Here is a 948-nt window from a genome sequence, read left to right on the forward strand (position 1 = left end):
GCTAGGGTCTGTCTGACTGAGCGAAGGCGAAGAATGAGAAAATTAGATCGGGAGGGCTATGAAGATGAGCCGAACTGATCTAACCGAGAAGCAATGGCGGCGGTTGGAATCCCATCTGCCGCCAAATCCGCATCACGGTCATGCTTATGTCGAGCACCGACATGTGATCAATGGAATCCTGTGGCGTTTAAGGACTGGGGCGCCTTGGCGCGACATTCCAGCGCGCTACGGGCCTTGGCAGACCTGTTATGACCGGTTTGTCCGCTGGTCGCGCGACGGTACCTGGAAGCGCTTGCTCACAGTCATGCAAGCGGCAGCCGATGAAGCTGGCCTGATCGATTGGGATGGCGCTGCGCTCGATGCTACACACATCAAAGCTCACCGTAGCGCCGCCGGGGCCCGCAAGAAATTGCCTGCGGCGGAAAAAAGGGGCTCATAACTGACGAGTGGCTCGGCCGATCGCGCGGCGGCATCACCAGCAAGATTCACCTGTGTGTTGATGGGCACGGTCTGCCCTTGTCGATTGTCGTCACTGCTGGACAATGCAGCGATGCGGCAAATCTTGGACAGGTTCTCGATGCCATCTCGGTACCGCGTCCTGCCCGTGGCCGGCCTCGCAAACGTCCCTCGTGCTTGCGCGTCGACCGCGCCTATGGCGCACGTCATTATCGACAGCAGATCCAAAACCGCGGGATACGCTGTGTGTGTCCTGAACGTCTCGATGCGCAGAAAAGCCGACTGCGCAAGGGACGCAACGGTGGCGCGCCACCAAGGTTCGACGTCGAAGCTTACAAAGGCCGCAACGTCGTCGAGCGGGCGATCAACCGACTGAAGGACTTCCGCGCCGTTGCAACGCGTTACGACAAGCGCGGCCATAACTACCTCGCCGCAGTCATCGTGGCGACAATAATGTTATGGCTTCCCTGAACTCAGTCAGACAGACCCTAG

The 948-nt window shown here is 59.1% G+C and carries 1 protein-coding gene; it reads left to right on the plus strand.

The genetic code is table 11. The annotated features are described in order from the left end of the window. Positions 1-64: 64 nt before the first annotated feature. Positions 65-927 (plus strand): IS5 family transposase gene (locus LCI23_RS20450; protein WP_374041198.1). Its coding sequence is split into 2 segments (ribosomal slippage): positions 65-434 and positions 434-927, totalling 864 coding nucleotides; the frame shifts between segments, so codons are not numbered across the junction. The last annotated feature ends 21 nt before the right edge of the window (positions 928-948 follow it).

The organism is Massilia sp. MS-15 (genome assembly GCF_020176695.1).
GTDB classification, from domain to species: domain Bacteria; phylum Pseudomonadota; class Gammaproteobacteria; order Burkholderiales; family Burkholderiaceae_D; genus Telluria; species Telluria hydrophila.